Origin of the sequence: Streptomyces sp. NPDC006516 (genome assembly GCF_040611875.1) — a bacterium.
Classification (GTDB): domain Bacteria; phylum Actinomycetota; class Actinomycetes; order Streptomycetales; family Streptomycetaceae; genus Streptomyces.
The window spans coordinates 189,238-209,012 of sequence record NZ_JBEXPD010000007.1; the positions used below are offsets into that span (position 1 = coordinate 189,238).

Annotated in this window: 16 protein-coding genes and 1 tRNA gene; 9 read left to right on the forward strand and 8 right to left on the reverse strand. The window is 70.0% G+C overall.

Going from position 1 to position 19,775, the window contains the following annotated elements; genetic code table 11:
* Positions 1 to 2 precede the first annotated feature (2 nt).
* The 5 genes from ABZY45_RS20860 to ABZY45_RS20880 all read left to right on the forward strand — a co-directional run bounded on the left by ABZY45_RS20860 (position 3) and on the right by ABZY45_RS20880 (position 7,326).
* A complete protein-coding gene (locus tag ABZY45_RS20860) occupies positions 3 to 2,084 on the forward strand; it encodes a copper resistance protein CopC (RefSeq protein ID WP_356741875.1) in 2,082 nt (693 codons plus the stop codon).
* Positions 2,085 to 2,089: 5 nt separating this feature from the next.
* On the forward strand, positions 2,090 to 3,406 hold the full coding sequence (efeB, locus tag ABZY45_RS20865; protein ID WP_356741876.1) for an iron uptake transporter deferrochelatase/peroxidase subunit: 1,317 nt from the start codon (positions 2,090 to 2,092) through the stop codon (positions 3,404 to 3,406).
* Between the two features lie 229 nt (positions 3,407 to 3,635).
* Entirely contained in the window at positions 3,636 to 4,571 is a 936-nt protein-coding gene (pheA, locus tag ABZY45_RS20870) for a prephenate dehydratase (RefSeq protein ID WP_356741877.1), read from the forward strand.
* A 665-nt stretch (positions 4,572 to 5,236) separates the two neighbouring features.
* Complete coding sequence (serS, locus tag ABZY45_RS20875) at positions 5,237 to 6,514, forward strand: serine--tRNA ligase (protein ID WP_356741878.1); 1,278 nt, start codon at positions 5,237 to 5,239, stop codon at positions 6,512 to 6,514.
* Entirely contained in the window at positions 6,511 to 7,326 is an 816-nt protein-coding gene (locus ABZY45_RS20880) for an HAD family hydrolase (RefSeq protein ID WP_356741880.1), read from the forward strand. Before serS ends, ABZY45_RS20880 begins: the two co-directional genes overlap by 4 nt.
* Positions 7,327 to 7,412: 86 nt before the next feature.
* On the opposite strand, the gene ABZY45_RS20885 is transcribed toward ABZY45_RS20880, so the two are convergent.
* The 6 genes from ABZY45_RS20885 to ABZY45_RS20910 all read right to left on the reverse strand — a co-directional run bounded on the left by ABZY45_RS20885 (position 7,413) and on the right by ABZY45_RS20910 (position 12,310).
* A tRNA-Ser gene (locus ABZY45_RS20885) sits at positions 7,413 to 7,499 on the reverse strand.
* A 255-nt stretch (positions 7,500 to 7,754) separates the two neighbouring features.
* On the reverse strand, positions 7,755 to 8,447 hold the full coding sequence (locus tag ABZY45_RS20890) for a hypothetical protein (protein ID WP_356741881.1): 693 nt from the start codon (positions 8,445 to 8,447) through the stop codon (positions 7,755 to 7,757).
* A 287-nt stretch (positions 8,448 to 8,734) separates the two neighbouring features.
* A complete protein-coding gene (locus ABZY45_RS20895; RefSeq protein WP_356741882.1) occupies positions 8,735 to 9,454 on the reverse strand; it encodes an ABC transporter permease in 720 nt (239 codons plus the stop codon).
* 30 nt (positions 9,455 to 9,484) lie between these two features.
* Entirely contained in the window at positions 9,485 to 10,396 is a 912-nt protein-coding gene (locus ABZY45_RS20900) for an ABC transporter ATP-binding protein (protein WP_356741884.1), read from the reverse strand.
* Entirely contained in the window at positions 10,393 to 11,301 is a 909-nt protein-coding gene (locus ABZY45_RS20905; protein ID WP_356741885.1) for an ABC transporter permease, read from the reverse strand. Before ABZY45_RS20905 ends, ABZY45_RS20900 begins: the two co-directional genes overlap by 4 nt.
* Positions 11,291 to 12,310 carry an ABC transporter ATP-binding protein gene (locus ABZY45_RS20910; protein ID WP_356741887.1) on the reverse strand — a complete coding sequence of 340 codons (1,020 nt, stop codon included), beginning with the start codon at positions 12,308 to 12,310 and terminating at the stop codon, positions 11,291 to 11,293. Before ABZY45_RS20910 ends, ABZY45_RS20905 begins: the two co-directional genes overlap by 11 nt.
* 310 nt (positions 12,311 to 12,620) lie before the next feature.
* On the opposite strand from ABZY45_RS20910, the gene ABZY45_RS20915 reads away from it, so the two are divergent.
* A complete protein-coding gene (locus ABZY45_RS20915; protein ID WP_356741889.1) occupies positions 12,621 to 14,447 on the forward strand; it encodes an SDR family oxidoreductase in 1,827 nt (608 codons plus the stop codon).
* Between the two features lie 350 nt (positions 14,448 to 14,797).
* Positions 14,798 to 15,340 carry an RNA 2'-phosphotransferase gene (locus ABZY45_RS20920; protein WP_356741890.1) on the forward strand — a complete coding sequence of 181 codons (543 nt, stop codon included), beginning with the start codon at positions 14,798 to 14,800 and terminating at the stop codon, positions 15,338 to 15,340.
* 26 nt (positions 15,341 to 15,366) lie between these two features.
* Here the strand turns inward: ABZY45_RS20920 and ABZY45_RS20925 are convergent, their stop codons facing one another.
* Positions 15,367 to 15,657, reverse strand: coding sequence for a hypothetical protein (locus tag ABZY45_RS20925; protein ID WP_356741892.1), 291 nt, complete (start codon positions 15,655 to 15,657; stop codon positions 15,367 to 15,369).
* Between the two features lie 199 nt (positions 15,658 to 15,856).
* Here ABZY45_RS20925 and ABZY45_RS20930 point away from each other — a divergent pair, with 199 nt between their 5' ends.
* Together ABZY45_RS20930 and ABZY45_RS20935 are read left to right on the forward strand one after the other, a co-directional pair.
* Entirely contained in the window at positions 15,857 to 16,768 is a 912-nt protein-coding gene (locus ABZY45_RS20930) for an LLM class flavin-dependent oxidoreductase (RefSeq protein WP_356741894.1), read from the forward strand.
* Positions 16,769 to 17,002: 234 nt separating this feature from the next.
* Entirely contained in the window at positions 17,003 to 17,845 is an 843-nt protein-coding gene (locus tag ABZY45_RS20935; RefSeq protein ID WP_356741896.1) for a Cof-type HAD-IIB family hydrolase, read from the forward strand.
* 183 nt (positions 17,846 to 18,028) lie between these two features.
* Here ABZY45_RS20935 and ABZY45_RS20940 read toward each other — a convergent pair whose 3' ends face one another.
* Positions 18,029 to 19,735 (reverse strand): GAF domain-containing protein, encoded by a 1,707-nt coding sequence (locus tag ABZY45_RS20940; RefSeq protein WP_356741898.1) that lies wholly within the window; start codon positions 19,733 to 19,735, stop codon positions 18,029 to 18,031.
* Positions 19,736 to 19,775 lie beyond the last annotated feature (40 nt).

Genomic DNA, 19,775 nt, shown 5'->3' on the forward strand with positions numbered 1-19,775 from the left:
CCATGACGGCCACCGCCCCGCGCTCCGGGCCCTCCCCGATACGACGGCCGCTCGCCGCGGTCGCGCCCTTCGCCGCACTGATCAGCCTGCTGTTCGGCCTGGTGCTGGCAGGCGCGAGTCCCGCGTCCGCGCATGCCGCCCTCACCGGGAGCGACCCGCAGGACGGGGCGGTGGTCGCCACCGCCCCCGCAGAGGTCACCCTCACCTTCTCCGAACAGATCGCCATGGGCGAGGACTCGATCCGGGTCCTCGACCCGAGTGGGAAGCGCGCCGACTCCGGCGCTCCCCGCGACCTGACGAACAACGGCGCCGTACGGTACGGCGTCCAGCTCCACAGCGGGCTGCCCGACGGCACGTACACCGTTGCCTGGCAGGCCGTTTCCGCCGACAGCCACCCCGTCTCCGGCGCCTTCACCTTCTCGGTCGGAGCACCCTCGGAGACGACGGTGGCGCTCCCCTCGGGCGAGGCGGGCGGCGGTCTCGTGGGAGCTCTCTACGGCATCGCGCGCTACACCGCGTACGCCGGCTTCATCCTGCTCGCGGGCGGATCCGCCTTCGTACTCGCCTGCTGGCAGCGTGGCGCCGGCGCGCGGCCCCTCCAGCGTCTCGTCGTGCGCGGCTGGATCGCGCTCACCGCGGCCACCCTGGTCATGTTGCTCCTGCGCAGCCCGTACACCGGCTCCGGCAAGCTCTCGGACGCCTTCGACCTCGACGGTCTGCAGGCCGTGCTCGACACCAAGCCGGGGGCCGCGCTGGTCTCCCGGCTGCTGCTCCTGGGAGCGTCCGCGCTCTTCATCGCCGTCCTCTTCGGGGCGTACGCCAAGCGGGAGGACAAGAAGGAGAAGCAGGACCTCACCTTCGGACTGGCGACTGGCGGCGCGGTCATCGCCACGGGGATCGCCGGTACGTGGGCGCTGGCGGAGCACGCCTCCACAGGTATCCAGCCGGGCATCGCCATGCCTGTCGACGTACTCCACCTGCTCGCCGTCGCCGGCTGGCTGGGCGGGCTCACCGCGCTGCTCGTCGCCCTGTACCGCACGCCGGACATCACCGCCGGCGCGGTGCGGCGGTTCTCGCGCCTGGCGTTCGGCAGTGTTCTCGTCCTCGCCGCGACCGGGCTCTACCAGTCCTGGCGGCAGGTCGGTTCGTGGTCCGCGCTGACCGGTACGCGCTACGGGCAGCTGCTGCTCATCAAGGTGGCGCTCGTGGCCGTGCTCGTCGGGGTCGCCTGGATCTCCCGGCGATGGACGGCGCGGCTGACCGAGCGAAGCGGTGCCGAGCCCACCGATGGGGACCGGACGGATGCCCAGGCTTCGGCGGAACCGGTCCTCTCCGGGCCCTCGGCCGGTCCGGATGCGTCCGCGGCCTCCGCCGCTTCGGTCTCTTCCACTCCGGCCTCCGCCGCTTCGGTCTCCTCCGCTCCGGTTTCCTCCGAGCCCCAGGACGGGACCGAGGAGGAGCCGCGGTCCGCCGAGGAAGGGCCGGGATCCGGCGAGGAGGTCGCCCCCGAGCGCGCGGCGCAGCTCGCCCGGCAGCGCGCCGCTCTGACGGCGACGAAGGAGAAGCGCGCCCGCGACGCCGATCCGGAACGAGCGGGGCTGCGACGCTCGGTGCTGGTGGAGACCGCTGTCGCCGTGGTGCTTCTAGCCGTCACGACGATCCTGACGTCCACCGAGCCCGGCCGCACCGAGGAGGAGGCCGCGCGCGGCGCCGCCCCGGCGGCCGCCACACCGGTGACCGGTGGACAGGTGAGTCTGAGCCTTCCGTTCGACACCGGCGGCCAGAACGGCAAGGGGACCGTCCGCCTGGACATCTCCCCCGGCGGGACGGGCTCCAACAACGTGCACCTCTGGGTCGACGGCCCCGGCAACCGCCCGCTCGACGTACCCGAGGTGAAGCTCGCCTTCACCCTGGAGGCCAAGGACATCGGCCCGCTGCCGGTCGTTCCGGACCGCCTCACCGAGGGGCACTGGACGGCGAGCAACGTGCAGATCCCGATCGCGGGTGACTGGAAGGTCGCCGTGACGGTGCGCACCTCGGACATCGACCAGACAACCATCGACAAGAACGTGAAGATCGGCTGAGCAGGGTGAGCAAGAAGAAGGATGTCCGGGCAGAGGTCGGTACCGCGAGCGGCGCCGGCCGTCTCGACGACGCAGGTCGCGGGGAGGGCGTCGTCTCCCGGCGACAGCTGATCGGCAGCGTGGGAGCGGCCGGTGCGGCAGGGCTCGTCCTGGGCGCGGCCGGCGGCGTGGGCGGACACACCGCGGCTCAGGGGGACGAACCGACCGCCCTGACCACGGTCGGTTCGACCGAGGCGGTGTTTCACGGGAAACATCAACCGGGGATCACCACTCCCCTTCAGGCACGCGGCCACCTGGTCGCGTTCGACCTGGCGGCCGACGCGGGTCGCAAGGAGGCCGCCGCCCTGATGCGGCGCTGGTCTGCCGTGGCCGAACGGCTGATGGCCGGCGAACCGGCAGAAGGCGGCCGGGGGCACGACACCGGTGTGGCACTGGACGCGGGGCCGTCCTCCCTCACCGTCACCTTCGGATTCGGGCGGACCTTCTTCGCCCGTACCGGCCTGACCGGCCACAGGCCGGCCGCCCTGGACCCGCTGCCGGCCTTCTCCTCCGACCACCTCGACTCCAAGCGGTCCGACGGCGATCTCTGGGTGCAGATCGGCGCGGACGACGCGCTCGTGGCCTTTCACGCGCTGCGCGCCCTCCAGAAGGAGGCCGGCCCGACGGCCAGGGTGCGGTGGCAGATGAACGGCTTCAACCGCACACCGGGCGCCACTGCCCGCCCGATGACCGCACGCAACCTCATGGGCCAGGTCGACGGCACCAACAACCCGAAGCCGACCGAGAGCGACTTCGACGAGCGGATCTTCGTCCCGTCCGGCGGATCGGAGAACTCCTGGATGGCGGGCGGCTCCTACGCCGTGGTCCGCCGGATCAGGATGCTCTTGGACGACTGGGAGGAACTCACGGTCGAGCGCCAGGAGCAGGTCATCGGCCGTCGCAAGGCGGACGGCGCCCCGCTGAGCGGCGGTTCCGAGGACACCGAGATGGACCTGGACAAGACAGGTCCGGACGGAAAGCTGCTGATCGCGGCCAACGCCCATGCCCGGATCTCCTCCCCCGAGAAGAACGGAGGCGCCGCGATGCTGCGCCGCCCGTTCTCGTACCACGACGGCATCGCCGACGACGGCTCCCCGGACGCCGGGCTGCTCTTCATCTGCTGGCAGGCGGATCCGTTCAAGGGCTTCATCCCCGTCCAGCGCAAACTGGATCGGGGGGACGCGCTCTCACCGTTCATCCGGCACGAGGCGAGCGGCCTCTTCGCCGTCCCGGGCGGTGCTGCGGCCGGGGAGTACGTGGGGCAGCGCTTGCTGGAGGCGTGAGGCGGCTTGTGCCCACCGGAGCCGAGAGCTGCTGCGCGCGGGGCGGCACCCGGGAGGGCCTAGGCGTGATGCGGGGCGGAACCGTGGCGAGCCGGGGCCTTGCCCGGGGCGGCCCCGAGGCGAACCGGGGCCTGATGAGCGGATGCTTCCCCACCGCGTGACCCGTGAGCTTCCCCGCCGCGTGACGCGAGGCGCGCGGGCCGGTCCGGGAGCCCTTTAGGCTGACCGCATGTCAGCCACGCGTTACGCCTACCTCGGTCCCGAAGGCACCTTCACCGAGGTGGCCCTCCGCACCCTCCCCGAAGCCGCGACCCGTGAACTCGTCCCGATGGTCTCGGTTCCGGCCGCGCTGGACGCTGTGCGTGGCGGAGAGGCCGCGGCGGCACTCGTCCCCATCGAGAACTCCGTCGAGGGCGGGATCAGCGCCACGCTCGACGAGCTGACCACCGGCGCTCCGCTGATGATCTACCGCGAGGTGCTGCTCTCGATCACCTTCGCGCTGCTGGTGCGCCCCGGGACGAAGCTGTCGGACATCAAGACCGTCACGGCCCACCCCGCCGCGCAACCGCAGGTGCGCAACTGGATGGCGGCGCATCTGCCCAACGCGCTGTGGGAGTCGGCGGCGTCGAACGCGGACGGCGCCCGGCTGGTCCAGGAGGGGCGCTACGACGCCGCCTTCGCCGGCGAGTTCGCGGCGGCGACCTACGGGCTGGAACCGCTGGTGACGGAGATCCACGACGCGGAGAACGCTCAGACGCGTTTCGTGCTGGTAGGACGCCCGGCCAGGCCGTCCGCACCCACGGGGGCCGACAAGACGTCCGTGGTCATCTGGCTCGGCGACGACCATCCCGGTGCTCTGCTCGAACTGCTCCAGGAGTTCGCCGTACGCGGGGTCAACCTCATGCTGATCCAGTCCCGGCCCACGGGTGAGGGCATCGGGAACTACTGCTTCGCCGTGGATGCCGAAGGGCACATCGCCGACCGCAGGGTCGGTGAGGCGCTGATGGGGCTGAAGCGGATCTGTCCCAATGTGCGCTTCCTGGGCTCGTACCCCCGTGCCGGAGTGACACCGGAAGAGGTGCGGGCCCTGCGGATCGGGACGTCGGACAGGGACTTCACGGAGGCGTCCGACTGGCTGGCCCGCAGCCAGGACGGCCGGGTCTGAGCGGGCAGAGCCGATCTCCGCCCAGGACTGCGCCTCAGCCAGCTCCGAGCTCAGGTCCGAAGCCGCTCCCGGAGGGCGCGGGATGGAGCGGCTGACGGGCCGGGTCACGGGTCCTGTCTTCAGACCGCTGTTTCACACAGAGTTATCCACAGGGCAGGCACTCCGCCTGGGGACAAGTCGACACCGCAATGCGACATGGTCGACAAATCTCCCAGGAGCCCTGGATCCCTCACAGCCCCACAGCTCCCCCCGTGTCACTCCAATTCCCTAGATCAACGCTTTGGAACGAGGAATACCCACCCGAATGAGTGCACGGAAGAGGTTTGAGCGGCGAATCTCTGCCCTGTCTCGCCGGTTTCGGAACGATCCACTCCGGCATCCACAGATCTTCTTCACAGCCTGTGGATAACTAATTGGATCACGCACCCCCTGTGGACAACAGGTCACCCCCAGGCCCTCAACTCCCGGCCCTCACACCGCCGATGCGTCAAACAACGGGCGCGCTTGTTCCCTTTTCGAGGCAATGGGACCCTTTTATTGACGAGCGCCACCCCCGTCGGCACCTCGATTCCCGTCAAGCTTATTGATTCCGGCAATTCGGGCAAAGCGCCACGCTCGTCGATATCGGTTCGAGCAGCGGACAGCCGCACCGGTAGCCTTGAGGGGTGATTGACCTTCGCCTGCTCCGTGAGGACCCCGACCGTGTTCGCGCCTCCCAGCGCGCCCGTGGAGAGGACGTCGCACTCGTCGACGCCCTGCTCTCCGCCGACGAGCTGCGCAGGTCGTCCGGCGTCCGCTTCGACGAACTCCGCTCCGAGCAGAAGTCGCTCGGCAAGCTGATCCCCAAGGCCACCCCCGAGGAGCGTGCCGAGCTCCTCAAGAAGGCCGATCAGCTCAAGGCCGAGGTCAAGGCCGCCGACGCCGCACAGGACGAGGCGGACGCCGAGGCCAAGCGGCTGCTCCTGCAGCTCGGCAACATCGTCCACGAAGACGTTCCGGTCGGCGGCGAGGAGGACTTCGTCGTCCTGGAGACGCACGGCACCATCCGTGACTTCGGGGCGGAGGGCTTCGAACCCAAGGACCACCTGGAGCTCGGCGAGGCACTGGGCGCCATCGACATGGAGCGCGGCGCCAAGGTCTCCGGATCGCGCTTCTACTACCTGACCGGCATCGGCGCCCTGCTGGAGCTGGCCCTGGTCAACGCGGCGATCGCCCAGGCCACCGAGGCCGGTTTCGTGCCCATGCTGACCCCCGCGCTGGTGCGCCCGCGCGCCATGGAGGGCACAGGCTTCCTCGGCCAGGCCGCGGAGAACGTGTACCACCTGGAGAAGGACGACTACTACCTGGTCGGCACGTCCGAGGTGCCCCTCGCGGCGTACCACATGGACGAGATCATCGACGCCGACAAGCTGCCCCTGCGGTACGCCGGCTACTCCCCCTGCTTCCGCCGCGAGGCGGGTACGTACGGCAAGGACACCCGGGGCATCTTCCGCGTCCACCAGTTCGACAAGGTCGAGATGTTCTCGTACGTCGACCCCGCGGACGCCGAGGCCGAGCACCGCAGGCTCCTGGACTGGGAGAAGCAGTGGCTCACCGGCCTGGAGCTGCCGTTCCAGGTGATCGATGTCGCCACCGGCGACCTGGGGGCCTCGGCGTCGCGGAAGTTCGACTGCGAGGCGTGGATCCCGACCCAGGGCAAGTACCGCGAGCTGACCTCCGCCTCGAACTGCGACGGGTTCCAGGCCCGCCGGCTCTCCGTCCGCATGCGCGACGGCAAGAAGGTCCAGCCGCTGGCCACGCTGAACGGCACGCTCTGCGCCGTACCGCGCACGATCGTCGCCATCCTGGAGAACCACCAGCTGCCCGACGGCTCGGTGCGGGTGCCGGAGATTCTCCGTCCCTACCTGGGCGGGCGCGAGCTGCTGGAGCCGGTCTCCAAGTGACCTTCCCCTACAAGCTCGTCGCCACGGATCTCGACGGGACCCTGCTGCGCGACGACCACACGGTTTCCGAGCGCACGCGAAAGGCGCTGGCCGCGGTCACCGCGGCCGGCGCGGCCCACATCGTCGTCACCGGACGAGCAGTGCCCTGGACCCGGCACATCCTGGACGACCTGGGCTACGAAGGGCTGGCCGTGTGCGGCCAGGGCGCACAGGTCTACCACGCCGGCGAACACAAGCTGCTGACCTCCCTGACCCTGGACCGGCAGCTCGCCGGACTCGCGCTGTCCAAGATCGAGGCGGAGGTCGGTCCGCTCGCGCTGGCCGCGAGCCGTGACGGACTCCAGGGTGAGGTTCTCGTCGGGCCCGGCTACCGGGTGCAGGAGGGACCGCTGCCCACCCACCTCATGGATGACCCGGCCGAGATGTGGACCGCTCCGCTGAACAAGGTCTACATCCAGCACCCGGAGCTCGACGACGACGCCCTGACCGAGGCGGCGCGGCAGGCCGTCGGCAGCCTGGTGAACGTGGTCATGGCAGGCCCGGGGGTCGTCGAGATCCTGCCCCTGGGGCTGAGCAAGGCGACCGGTCTCTCCCTGGCCGCCCGCCGGCTGGGTCTCAAGGCGGCGGACACCCTGGCGTTCGGCGACATGCCGAACGACATCCCCATGTTCGGATGGGCACAGCACGGCGTGGCGATGGCCAACGCTCACGACGAACTGAAGGCCGTGGCGCACGAGATCACCGCGTCGAACGAGCACGACGGCATCGCGGTGGTGCTGGAGGAGCTGCTCCGGACGGCTACGCGCGCGTGAGCGGTGGGTCCGGAGGGCAGTTGACGCTCCCGGGCCGCCGCTGCACGGGGTGGCCCCGGAGGGCAGTTGGCGTGTCCGGGCCACTGCGGAGGATGCGCGGATCGAACGCGCGCGGGGCTCGCGCCCCGACGACGGCTTAGCAAGCCGCTGCCTTACCACTCGGCCAATCCTCCGGGAGGGTGGCCACGCGTCGCGCGCGGTGGGCCACCCCGGGTGTCCTGCTGCGGCGACTGCGCGGGCAGCTGATGAAGCTACCGCGGCGCCGGCTGCGGACCGCCCTGTCGGGAACACGACGGACTCGGACTCCTGGTCATCGCCGCGCTCCTCTCCCGGTCCTCATGAACGGCGCCTCCCCGGCGCCCGCCCCCTCACTGTGCCGGAGACCGGAGTCGGGGGGCCACCCATTTTCCGGTGGCCCCGGACGTACGTCAGCCGCTCGTACGGCGGCCCAGATCCCTCAGCCGGTGCGCGAGGTCGTCCATGCGGGCATCGAGGCGGATGACGTCGTGCGATACGTCGGTGAGCCGGATGCTGATCGCACCGACGAGCTGGTGCGTGACATCGAGCTTCCGGTCGAGCGAGTCGAGCCGCTGCGACATCCGGCCAAGCACGGGGCCGAGCTCCTGGAGCGCACTTCCCACGTCGGCGAGACAGCCCTCGATGCGGGTGACGCGCCGGTCGAGCGAGACGTAGGAGGCCCTGAGGTCCTCCTCCGCGTCGAGCAGGTGGGTCCGGACACTGCGCGCGATGTCGCTGTCGCGAAGGAGCAAGGCGACGTTGAGCACGGTCCTGCGGGTGTAGAGCCGGAGCTGCGTGGCTGCCTGTGGATAACTTCCCGGGCCCTCGCCCTCCCATCGCGACACCATGTCGCTCTGGAAGGAGTGCAGCTCAGCGCCTCGCAGCACCATCATGCCGTTGCTGACCAACTCCTTCTGGTGCCGGTCCGTCAGCCTCCTGACCGAGGTTGTGGATACTTCGAAGTAGCGAGCCACTTCCTCTGTGCGGACGTGAATTCCATCCGGGAGCATGACAAGGCTCTTGATCTTGTCGAGGACTTCGACGCGCCCCATCTGCTCGACCCGGAGGGCTTGGGATTCGAGCAGGGCTACTTCTGTGGGCATGGGTGTGCCTCTCGTGCGTGGGAACGACAAGGAGAGCCCTGTCCCCGGGCCGAGAGGGCGGAGGTCGCTCACGGTTGCCACTCACTCGATGACCGGCCGGTGGGCGCTGCCTCACCGCTGCCGGCATTCCCCGAATTCACGAAAGCTCGACGCCACAGATTCCGGTTGCCTCCACGCACCCGGTACAACGAGCCGACAACCGTACAGTTACTCCGTCACCGTCCGCTCACAGGACAGCCCCCGCCCGAAGGAAAGGGCGAGGGCTGCGTGTGGGAGGGGGACGGGTCTCACTCCTCGCCGGCGAGCTTGAGCGCCCGCAGCTTCTGGCCCGCGTACCACGTGGCCACGACCGTCACCGCGACCAGCAGGACCGTCGCCAGCGGCAGACCGACGTCAGCGGTGACCAGGCCGTCCCCGGCGACCTTCTCGGCGAGCGAGAGGGACCACTGCTGCACGCTGAGCGTCCGGGCGCCCGGCACCAGGCTGCCGAAGAGGGCCTCCCACACCAGCGCGTACACGAGACCGAAGACCACCGCGTGCCGGCTGACCGTGCCCAGCAGCAGGAACAGCGCGCTGTACGCGATCGAGGCGACCAGCGCCGCGATCGTGTAGGCGACGGCGATCTGCCCGCCGTTGCCGTTGAGGATCAGGCCGGCGACGAAGGTCGGCAGCGCGGAGAAGACCATCGTGACGGCGATCGCGACGATCAGCTTGGTCAGGATGATCGTGGGGCGCTTCACCGGCTTCGCCAGCAGATAGACGATCGAACCGTCGTCGATCTCGGGCCCGATGGCGCCCGTCCCGGCGATGACACCGATCAGCGGCACCATCGTGGCCAGGGCGAATCCGCCCAGCACGCCGGAGGCCACACCGTCGTCGGCGCCGGCGAACGCCCGTACCGCCACCGAGATGGCGATCAGGAGGACGGGCAGGACGAACAGGATGGCGGCCCGGCGCCGGCCGAGCAGGGCCCGGTAGGTGAGCCGGGCGACTGTGGGGTCGTACATGACGCTTCACAGCTCCTTTCAGGCCACTACTCAGGCCGCTACGAGATAGGAAAAGACCGATTCGAGGGACTCGTCGGACGGTGAGACGGTCAGCAGCCGGATCCCGTGCTCGCGTGCCACTTTCGGCAGCAGCGTGGTGAACCTGCCGAAGTCGACCGCCTGGATGCGCAGGGCCTGTTCCGTGACGTCGACCTCGATCCCGGCCGTCGAGGGATCGGCGATGAGCGCGGCGGCGAGGGCCCGGTCGTCGCTGGAGCGTACGAGGTAGCGGTGCGGCCGGTCCGTCATCAGCCGTCGGATCTTCCGGAAGTCACCGGACGCCGCATGGCGGCCCGCCACGATGACCTCGATGTGCGAGGCGAGTTGCTCGACCTCCTCCAGGATGTGCGAGGAGAAGAGCACGGTGCGGCCCTCCGCGCCCATACGGCGCAGCAGGTCCATCAGCTGCATCCGCTGGCGCGGGTCCATGCCGTTGAACGGTTCGTCCAGCAGCAGCACCGAAGGGTCGTGGACCAGCGCGGACGCCATCTTGACGCGCTGGCGCATGCCCTTGCTGTACGTCGAGATCCTGCGGTCCTGCGCGTACTCCATCTCGACGGTGGCCAGCGCCTTGTGCGCCGCCACGTCGCCGAGTCCGTGCAGCTCGGCATTGGCCACGACGAACTCCCGGCCGGTCAGGAAGTCGTACATCGCCTCCCGCTCCGGAACGATCCCGATGGCCTTGTAGACCGACTCGTTGCGCCAGATCTGCGTACCGTCGAGCGTCACCGTGCCGGTCGACGGCGCGAGGAACCCGGCCATCATGTTGATCAGCGTGGACTTGCCGGCTCCGTTGGGGCCGAGCAGACCGGTGACGCCGGGGCCCACCGTCATGCTCACGTCGTTGACGGCGACCACGTTCCCGAACCAGCGGGAGGTGTGATCGATCTCGATGGTGGTCACAGCCCGACCCTCCGGTAACGGCGCATCAGCACGGCGTAGGAGCCGAGGACGAGCGCGAGGACAACGATCAGATAGACGACACCGGCGGCGGCGCCGGGCCCCTCGCCCCCGGGGAAGGCGGAGGAGGCGCCGAGGAAGGCCGTCTGCACCCCGTCGATCAGCGTGATGGGGGAGAACAGCCCGAGCCAGGTGATGGCGTTCGCGGAGTCCGTCTCCCAGGCGATCGCCTGGACGGTGGAGACCGCGCCGTAGGTGATGGTCAGGACGGCGATCACCGCGGCGACGCCGAAGCCCCGGCGCGGTGTCAGCGCGGCGACCACCAGCCCGAGCCCAGCGAACAGGACGGAGAGCAGCGCCACCGAGACCATCCCCTGTCCGAAGCCCTTGGTCTGATCGGCGAAGTCGAACTTCGCGAGCAGCGCGCCCACGTAGAGGATGACGAGCGGCAGCCCGGTCAGGATGAGGAGTGCCGAGGCCATCGCGGCGAACTTGGCGAGCACGTAGTCGACACGCTCGATCGGCCGTGAGAAGTACAGCGGCACGCTCTTGAAGCGCAGGTCCCTGGACACGGACTGGGGCGCCTGGGAGGCGATGAAGAGCCCGATCACGGCCTGCAGGTAGATCGCGAAGGCCGTGTACTCGATGGGGAGCTTCGTCATGCCGGGCGTCGCCATGGCGACCGCGACGAGGATCAGCGCCACCATGCACATCACCCCGCACAGGAGCATCGGCAGCACCTTGGACTTGGCGGACCTCCCCAGCCCGAACGAGCCCCGCAGGGACTGCGAGTAGAGCGAACGGCGGGCATAGGCCCTTCCCAGCCGGACGCCGTCGTAGGAGCGGTATCCGATGTTGTGGATCCGGGAGGTCTCGTTCCCGGCCACGGTCCCGGTCTCAGTGCTCATCGCGACCGCTCCCCTTCTGCTGTCCGGCACCCGCCGCCGCGGCCAGGGCCGCCTGGGGTGCCTCTTCGGTGCGGAAGACCTCGGCGATGCGGTGGCGCCGCTGTTCCATCCGGACAAGTCCCAGTCCGAGCCCCGCGACGCTGTCGCGGACCAGGTCGTACGTCTCCTCGCCCGTGGCCTCCACCAGGAGGATGTGCCCGGCTCCCGGCAGGCCCTCGGCGTCGAGTCCGTCGTGTCCGACGAGCTTGATCCCGGCGCGCGTGAGGGCCTCGCGCAGGGCGTCCGTCCCGTCGGGGTGGGCGTCGCTGTCGGTGACCTCGACGGCCAGCGTCGTGGTGGTCTGGGTGAAGTCGCTCGTGGAACTGGAGCGCAGCAGGGTGCCGCCGTCGATGACGACGACATGGTCGCAGGTCCGCTCCAGCTCCCCGAGGAGATGCGAGGTGACCAGCACCGAGATCCCGAAGTCGGTGTGCACGCGGCGGATCAGACCCAGCATCTCGTCGCGTCCGACAGGGTCGAGACCGTTGGTCGGCTCGTCGAGCAGGACGAGCTTCGGGTCGTGGACCAGCGCCTGCGCCAGCTTCACCCGCTGCTTCATACCGGTCGAGTAGCCCCCGATGGGCCGGTAGCGCTCCTCGTAGAGGCCGACGTGGCGCAGCGTGTCCGCCGTGCGCTCACGCGCCGCGGTCGGCGGCAGCCCGGACATCCGCGCCATGTGCACGACGAACTCGGTCGCCGACACGTCCGGCGGCAGACAGTCGTGCTCAGGCATGTACCCCACCCGTTCCCGGATCGCGGCGCCTTCGGTGGCGACGTCGAGCCCGAGCACTGCGGCCCGGCCTTCGGTGGCGGGGGAGAGACCCAGAAGGATCTTGATCAGTGTGGACTTGCCGGCCCCGTTGGAACCCACCAGACCGGTCACACCCGGTCCGATGTCCAAGGAGAGCCGGTCAAGCGCGGTCACCCTCGGGAACCGCTTGCTCAGGCTTTCGATTGCGATCACAGTCACGCCTATGAAGGTAGTGGCGCGCGCCACGGGCGTCGTCAGACCAGACGGCTGTATCGGCGTCCGACTCCAGGTGTACGGACCCGTAGGGGGACCCCACGGAGGTGGACGCGACTCCGGGGGCCCGTCGGCAGGGCAGGTCAAGCGGCGCGTCCGCAGGGCGTTTCCACAGGGAGTCCCCCTTGGGCGTTTCCACAGGGCGTCGTCCACAGGTTCGGGGCATCCCTTGACGCGGCCACCCGGCGGTTGCCACATTCGTCGGTGTCACGTTACGGACGCGTACCGCGACGCCGGGACAGGACGAGGAGACGGCGTGGATCTGCGAGACGCGCGTGAGCGCTGGGTTCGTACGGGCGGAATCGAGCTGTGCGTCGCCGAGTTGGGCGATCCGGCGCAGCCGACGATCGTGCTGGTGCACGGCTATCCGGACAGCAAGGAGGTCTGGTCCGAGGTCGCGGGACGCCTGGCGGACCGGTTCCACGTGGTGCTCTACGACGTGCGGGGACACGGCAGATCGACGGCTCCCCGGCCGTTACGCGGAGGCTTCACCCTGGAGAAGCTGACCTACGACTTCCTCGCCGTCGCGGACGCTGTGAGCCCGGACGCCCCGGTGCATGTGGTCGGCCACGACTGGGGCTCCGTACAGTCGTGGGAGTTCGCGACGGTGGAGCGGACCAGAGGCCGGATCGCGTCCTTCACCTCGATGTCCGGGCCTTGCCTGGACCATTTCGGGCACTGGATCAAGCGCAGGATGTCGCACCCGAACCCACGCCGCCTGGGACAGCTGCTCGGCCAGGGAGCCAAGTCCTGGTACGTATACGCGCTGCACACCCCGGTGCTGCCCGAGCTGGCCTGGCACGGGACGCTCGGCAGGCAGTGGCCACGGATCCTGCAACGGATGGAGAAGGTTCCTGCGGACGGATACCCGACGTCCTCCCTCCCCCAGGACGCGGCCAACGGGGCCTGGCTCTACCGCGACAACATCCGCTTCCGCCTGCGCCGCCCGCGTCCCGACGCCTACGCCCACGTCCCGGTCCAGCTGATCACGCCCACCGGCGACGCCTTCCTCTCGCCGGTGCTCTACGACGAGCTGGACGAGTGGGTGCCCCGTCTGGTGCGCCGCAGCCTTCCGGCGAAGCACTGGGTTCCGCGCACGAGGCCCGACCAAATCGCTTCCTGGGTGTCGGAGTTCGTCCTGTCCGAGGGCTCCGGCCCCGACGGATGCGCGGATCCCGGTCGCGACGCGTTTGTGGGACCTGGCCGTGTCATCTCCGCGCGTCCCGTGACGGCGCCCAGGCGCGCGACCGGCCCCCATGCGGACCGATTCGGCGGCCAGTTGGTCCTGGTGACTGGAGCCGCCTCAGGGATCGGGCGCGCCACCTCTCTGGCCTTCGCGACGGCGGGCGCACGGCTCGTGGCGGTGGACGTCGACGTGGAGGGTGTGGCCCGGACCGTGGAGGCGGCCCTGGAGGCCGGTGCGCCCGGCGCGTGGAGCGAAGTGGCCGATGTCGGGGACGAGAAGGCGATGGAGGAGCTCGCCGAGAGGGTCTCCTCGGAGCACGGCGTCGTCGACGTCCTGGTGAACAATGCCGGTATCGGAGTGTCGGGGTCTTTCTTCGACACCACCACCGAGGACTGGCGGAACGTTCTCGACGTCAATCTGTGGGGAGTCATCCACGGCTGCAGGGTCTTCGGCAGGAGGATGAGCCAGCGCGGCCAGGGCGGTCACATCGTCAACGTCGCCTCGGCGGCCGCATATCAGCCGTCGCGCGCGCTGCCCGCGTACAGCGCGTCGAAGGCTGCGGTGCTGATGCTCAGCGAGTGCCTGCGTGCCGAACTGGCCGGGCAGTCGATCGGCGTCAGTACGGTATGCCCCGGTGTCATCAGCACCGCCATCACCGCCACGGCACGCTTCGCCGGGACGGAGAGGGCCGAGGAGGAGCGCCTGCGAGCACGGGCCGGACGGCTCTACGGACTGCGTAACTACCCTGCCGAGAAGGTCGCTCAAGCGATTCTGGAGGCGGTGGTGCACAACCGCGCCGTGGTACCGGTGACACCCGAAGCGCGGGTGGCCCGCCTGCTGTCCCGGTACAGCCCTCGGGCTCTGCGGAGGGTGGCACGACTGAAACCGCCGCTCTGAGCGAAATGGGAGTTCGCGGTTCATCCGCCGAACCAGCTTTGCTACGGGCACTGTTCAGGGCGCCGGCATGGGCGGCCCGCAACTCACCGACCAGTTCTTGGACTTGCCCATCTTCCTTCTGGGACCGCGTCGTCGGCGGGCTCAGCGGCCCTGTGGGCAACAAGTCGGGCATAGTGGAGAGTAGTTGCACAAATGCCGCAAAGCGCGGGGCGCTTGTCCACAGAATCGTCAAATTACCTGTGGATAACCGGAGTTGGCTGTGGATCAAACCTTCGAGCGGTAATGAAACCCCAAAACGGCGAGTGAAAATGTGGGTGCGCCACGGGGCGCCGGCGCGGGACGCTGACGGCATGGACGAACAACGCACCGTCAAGGTGTCCAAGTACTTGTCGAAGCACCTTCGGCACCAGCCGGAGCGGTTGGGAATCAGCCTCGATCCGCATGGCTGGGTGGACGTGGACGAGCTGCTGAGGGCGTGCGCCCGCAACGGATTCGTGATCACCCCGGAGGAGCTCGATCACGTGGTCGCCGCCAACGACAAGCAACGCTTCGCCGTCGACGCCGGCCGCATCCGGGCGAACCAAGGTCACTCCGTGACCGTGGACCTCGACCTGCCCGCAGCCGTGCCGCCGGCGTACCTCTACCACGGCACCGTGGCCAGGGCTCTCGACGACATCCGGGCCCAAGGGCTGCGGCCCATGAACCGGCACCACGTCCACCTCTCCCCCGACCGCGCGACGGCCGTGCGCGTCGGCGCGAGACGGGGCGTGCCGGTCGTCCTCTCCGTGGACTCGGGGGCCATGCACCGGGCCGGCCACCTCTTCCACGTCAGCGCCAACGGGGTGTGGCTCACCGACTCGGTACCGCCCGAGTTCCTGCGTCCACGCGAATGACTGCGTACCGCCGATACCCCGGGGGATCAGCGCTTCATGCCGCCCAGCCCCGCCTTCAGGTCCTCCAGATTCATCGCAGGCTGCAGGCTGAGGCTGGAGTTGGCATGGAACAAGGGCTCCAGGAGCGGCGGCATCTGGGCGGAGTCCTGCATGTCGAACACCATCAGGCAGGTGCGCTGACCGTTCTGGAGAGTGAAGTACGCCGCTTCGGGCTTGAGGTGCTCGACGACCTCCTCGAGGACCTTCGGCAAGGTTCCGTCGGACACCGCACGATTGGCGGTCTCGGTGTCCATGTGCGCGGTGAGCAGCATCCTCATGGCGACCATTCCTTCCGACGACCCCCGGCGGGCGCCGTGCACACCTGCGCGGGCAGGACCGGCCGGGTTCCTCTCCAGCGTCGCTCCGGCCCGCCGCCCCGGCAACCAGTGCCGCCCGCCCTGCCCGGCGTTCCTGCCCCCTGCCCGAGCCCCGAGGTGCCTCGCGAAGCCCCGCAGCCGTCGCCGTAGAGTCGTGGTCATGACCTCAACCCGCCGACTGAGCACCGTGATCCTGCCCATCCACCGCTGGAACGACGGCGGCCGGGCCCTGTGGGCGCGGGCCGAGGACCTGGGCTTCCACGCCGCGTACACCTACGACCATCTGGCGTGGCGCACCTTCCGTGACGGGCCGTGGTTCGGCGCGGTCCCGACCCTGACGGCCGCTGCCGCGGCCACCGAGCGCCTGCGCCTGGGCACACTCGTCACCTCGCCCAACTTCCGGCACCCGGTGACGCTCGCCAAGGACCTCATCACCCTCGACGACGTGTCCAACGGCCGGATCACGCTCGGTATCGGCGCCGGCGGCAACGGTTTCGACGCCACGACCCTGCGCAGGAGTGGTGAGGAGCCTTGGACGCCGAGGGAACGTGCCGACCACTTCGCCGAGTTCGTCCCGATGCTCGACCGGCTGCTCCGGGAGCCCTCCGTGACGCACGAGGGCGAGTTCTACGCTGCCAACGAGGCACGGAACATCCCCGGCTGCGTCCAGCGGCCGCGGCTTCCCTTCGCGGTCGCCGCCACCGGGCCGCGCGGGCTGAAGCTCGCCGCCCAATACGGCCAGGCATGGGTGACCACCGGTGACCCGAAGCTGTTCGAGGCCGGTACCCCCGAACAGTCCGTGGCCGCCATCCGCGGCCAGATCAGCCGGCTGGGCGCGGCCTGCGACGAGGCCGGGCGGGACGCCGGCGAGCTGGACAAGATCCTGCTCACCGGTTTCACTCCGGACCGTCCGCTCCAGTCCTTCGACGCGTTCGTGGACTTCGCGGGGACCCACTTCGAGCTGGGCTTCACCGAAATCGTCGTCCACTGGCCCGTACCGGACTCCGACTTCGCAGCGGACCTCGATGTGTTCGAACGCATCGCCACCGAAGGCACTGCACAGCTCGCCTGAGCATCGCCCCTGCTCAGGCCGGGCGCTGTCCGGCCGTTCGGGCCTTATGTGGCCAGGCGTTCCCGCCTGGTGGTTCGGGCGGCGTCCGCCTGGTGGCCGGGCGTGTTCGGCCCAAGCGGCGGGGCCGTCGGCCCTTGGCATATACCGTGGTCATGTACCCCAGTTCAGGGGCTTGTGCTCTCAAATGTGTGACCCTCTGCACGCCCGTGCGACGTCGTACGGGAGAATGACCGGGTGACCTCAGCCTCCGACTCACCCCTGCCTGCCGTGACCCGTCTGATCGCCACCGATCTGGACGGCACCCTGCTGCGTGACGACAAGACCCTGTCGGACCGCACGGTCGCCGCTCTGGCGGCGGCGGAAGCGGCGGGAATCGAGGTCTTCTTCGTCACCGGCAGGCCCGCCCGCTGGATGGATGTCGTCAGCGCCCACGTCCAGGGCCACGGCATGGCCATCTGCGCGAACGGGGCCGCCGTCGCCGATCTCCACGACGGCCGGCTCCTCGAGGTCTTCCCGCTGGACCGCGCAATCGCCCTGGACGTGGTCGAGGTCCTCCGCGCGTCCGCCCCCGGTGTGTCGTTCGCCGTCGAACTGACCACCGGCATCCACTACGAACCGGCCTACCCGCCGTTCCACATGGACCCGGGCGCCACGGTCGCCGTCGCGGAGAAGCTGCTGTACGAGGAGACCCCGGGCAGCGGAACCCCGGTCCTCAAGGCCCTCGCCCACCACCCCGAGCTCGCCCCGGACGCCTTCCTGGCGCTGGCACGCGAGACCGCGGGGGACCGTGCGTCCTTCACCAGGTCCAGCCCCACCGCCCTGCTGGAGATCAGCGGCCTCGGAGTCTCCAAGGCGGGCACCCTCGCCGCGTGCTGCGCGGAGCGCGGCATCGCCGCGGAGGAAGTGGTCGCCTTCGGTGACATGCCCAACGACGTGGAGATGCTGAGCTGGGCGGGAACCTCGTTCGCCATGGGCAACGCCCACCCGGACGCCGTCGCCGCCGCGTCCGGCGTGACGCTCACGAACAACGAGGACGGGGTCGCGGTCGTCATCGAGCGCATCCTCTCCACGCGCTGAGCCCGCGTACCGGGCCGACAGAACAGGGGGGCACCTACGCTCAGAACGGCGCGAGCGCGGGGCCCCCGGAACAGCGCGTGTGCGCCAGGCCGGAGGGCAGCAGGTCTGAACTGCGCGTGCGCGCCGGGCAGGTGCCCAGGCCCGCACAACAGGCAGATGCCCCGCGAGGTGCTCAGCTCGCCGTCACAGCGGGACCTGCCAGATCACCGTCGTACCGCCGCCGTCCTCCCCCGCTCCCGGCCCGAACCAGCTGGAGCCGCCCAGCGATTCCGCGCGCCTCGCAAGGTTGCGCAGACCGCTGCGCCGTCCGCCTTCCGGGATGCCCACCCCGTCGTCCGTGACCGACAGCCGTACCGCCTCCCGGCCGTCCGGCAGCACGGCGGTCGCGTCCACGCCCACCTCGACCCGGGAGGCCCTGGCGTGCCGGAAGGTGTTGGACAGCGCCTCGCGCAGCGCGGCGATGAGGTTCTTGCCCGCGAGCTCCCCCACGAGCGAGTCCACGGGCCCGAGGAAGCGGTGCGAGGGCGTGAACCCCAGCGGCACCGCCGCCATGTTGATCTCCCGTAGCACCCGGGTCCGCAGCCCGGACGGCGCCTCGGCAGGCTCCTGTTGCAGCGCGAAGATCGCGGTGCGGATCTCCTGGATGGTCACGTCCAGTTCGTCGACCGCCCGCCCGACCCCCTCCCGCACCGCGGGGACGGACGAGCGCCGCTGGGCACCCTCCAGCATGATCCCGGTGGCGAACAGGCGCTGGATCACCAGGTCGTGGAGGTCCCGGGCGATCCGGTCCCGGTCCTCGTAGACGGCGAGCCGCTCCCTGTCCCGCTGGGCTTCGGCCAGTTTCAGCGCGAGTGCCGCCTGCGCGGCGAAGTGCGTCGCGAGCGTCCGCTCCGTCTGCGTGAACGGCCGTCCGCCCCGCTCCCGTGGAATGGCGAGCGCGCCCAGCACACGGCCGCCACTGCGCAGGGGGAGCAGCATGTGCGGGCCGAACTGGTCGGCCACCCTGGTGATCATGCGAGGGTCGGTGGCCGGATCGTCCAGGAAGACCTCCTCGCCCCTGAGGAGCGCCGCCACCACGGGACTCCGTGGCGGAATGATCACCCCGAGCGAGGCGGCCGGCTTGTCCCCGGCGACGGCGACGATCTCCAGGCCCCCTTCTTCGGCCGGGAGCATCACGATGCCCGCGGCGGCGTCGGCCAGGCGACGGGCCTGCTCGGCGACGACGGTCAGGGCCTCGTCGGCGTCCCCGCCCGAGAGGAGGGCGGTGGTGACGGCCACCGAACCGTTGATCCACCGTTCGCGCTGTCGGGCGGCCTCGTACGTCCGCGCGTGGGCGACGGCGATACCGGCCTCCGTGGCGAGCACCCGCAGCATCTGCAGTTCGTCCTCGCCGAACGCGCCACCGTCCTGCTTCTCCATCACGTAGAGATTGCCGAAGATCTTGCCCTGGACCCGGATCGGAACGCCGAGGAACGTCCGCATCCGCGGATGGCCGGGCGGGAAGCCGCAGAAGCGCGGGTCGGCGCCCAGATCCTCCAGGCTGATGGGCACGCCCTCCGTGATCAGTGCGCCGATGAGACCGGTGTGGCCGTCGGGTGGACGCCCGACGGCCCGGTCCGTCCCCTCCGGAACGCCGAAGGTGACGAAATCACAGAGGTTCCCCCCCGGGCTTTCCACGACCCCGATGGCCGCGTACCGGGCGCGGGCGAGCTCCGCCGCCGTCTCGCAGATGCGCTCCAGGGTGGAGTGGAGTCCGAGTCCCGTGCCGACGGACCTGGTGGCTTCCAGCAGGGCGGGAACACGGGCGGTCAGCTCGGCGGAGAGCCCCCGGAGCCTCGCGGCGGTCGGTCGCGAGGCCTCGGTCGAATCCTTCGGTTCCTGCTCCGGCATGCCCCGAGCCTAATAAGCGGGGAATGGTCCGGAAAGTCGG